The sequence below is a fragment of the Okeania sp. SIO2C9 genome, from assembly GCF_010672455.1.
Classification (GTDB): Bacteria; Cyanobacteriota; Cyanobacteriia; order Cyanobacteriales; family Microcoleaceae; genus Okeania.
The window spans coordinates 1-1,106 of the sequence record NZ_JAAHGO010000287.1 but is presented as its reverse complement, the minus strand read 5'-3'; the positions used below and the strand labels follow the sequence as shown (position 1 = coordinate 1,106).

Genomic DNA, 1,106 nt, shown 5'->3' with positions numbered 1-1,106 from the left:
ATTGCTCTCAAGGACGTCGAGCGCCTGCGCCAACTGATTCAAGATTTTCTCACACTCTCTCGATTAGAACACGGGCAAGTATACCATCGCCCAGAATCTCTTGAACTCCAACAAGCCCTAGATTTAGTCCTCAGTGGTTTGACAAACAACCCTGAGCAAAAACAATTACCCCAAATTAAAGTTGAATTGCCTTCTCAACTGCCTCCAATTCGAGCCGATGGAGACAAGCTTGTAGAGGTTTTAACTAAACTTATAGATAATGCCTGCAAGTTCACAGCTGCTAGTGGGGAAGTAACGATTCAAGCTCTGTTGTACGATTTTAATGTTGAGACAACTCAAGCAGACGTACCTAGTCCGATGCTAGAAGTGATTATAGCTGATACAGGTCGGGGCATTGCACCCAGTCAGCTAGAAGCAATATTTAGCTATTTTTATCAGGAGGAAGATGCTCTGCGACGTACTGCTGGCGGCACTGGTATTGGTTTGGCTATTTGTCGCCAAATTATTCAAGGCATTGGCGGAAAAATTTGGGCTACTTCGGCTGGTAAAAAGCAAGGCAGTCGCTTCCACTTTACCATTCCCATTGTACTAGAAAAATAATTGCCCTAAGTGTTTTATTGGTTAATGAGCATTGATAAATGTTCACTTCTCAACTCTGACTGGATAAAAAATATCTTAAATTTCCTATCTTCACTGGTGTATTTTTTTAAAAAAAAGCACAATTAAAGTGTTGAGTTGAGCGAGTCTTATTTAACATCACAATCAGGTCAAGTCTTCCTATTCAATTTCAGTCGCATCGTTACCATTAAACACTGTATTCTGGTCTACATCTAGAGAGAACTCGGGGCATTCATATTAGTAATATGGATGCTTTTTTTTTGCTGATAGTATTCTCTATTCCCGACAACAACAAAATGTTAAATTAATTTTCCCAGGTATAGCGCTACGCGCAAGGCAGAAGGCAGAAGTTGACTGTGACAAAGTTTTAGCGATTTAGCTTGTTCTAGCCTTAATACGTACTGCTATATTAGGGAGATAAGCGAAAAAAGGCGTGGGGAAATAATTAAGCAGACGCTCCAGACGCGGAGAATTCAAATCCCACGCAA

General features: G+C 40.8%; 1 protein-coding gene. It reads left to right on the top strand.

Going from position 1 to position 1,106, the window contains the following annotated elements; translation table 11 throughout:
• The coding region (locus tag F6K23_RS41070) for a sensor histidine kinase KdpD (protein ID WP_293167036.1) at positions 1 to 600 on the top strand (600 nt) is incomplete at its 5' end.
• Positions 601 to 1,106 lie beyond the last annotated feature (506 nt).